Here is a 277-nt window from a genome sequence, read left to right as displayed (position 1 = left end):
GACTACAAGGGTATCTAATCCTGTTTGCTACCCACGCTTTCGTGCCTCAGCGTCAATGTTGGTCCAGAGAGCCGCCTTCGCCACTGGTGTTCCTTCCGATCTCTATGCATTTCACCGCTACACCGGAAATTCCACTCTCCTCTCCCACATTCTAGCCACCCAGTATCAGATGCAGTTCCCAGGTTGAGCCCAGGGCTTTCACATCTGACTTAAATGGCCGCCTACGTGCGCTTTACGCCCAGTAATTCCGATTAACGCTTGCACCCTCCGTATTACC

The 277-nt window shown here is 52.7% G+C and carries 1 rRNA gene; it reads right to left on the bottom strand.

From position 1 onward, the window contains the following. A 16S ribosomal RNA gene (locus tag ACTHSL_RS13545) occupies positions 1–277 on the bottom strand; the annotation flags it as partial.

The sequence above is a fragment of the Neisseria sp. P0008.S010 genome (assembly GCF_051962715.1).
GTDB lineage: Bacteria > Pseudomonadota > Gammaproteobacteria > Burkholderiales > Neisseriaceae > Neisseria > Neisseria elongata.
This window is presented reverse-complemented; position numbering and strand designations above follow the sequence as displayed.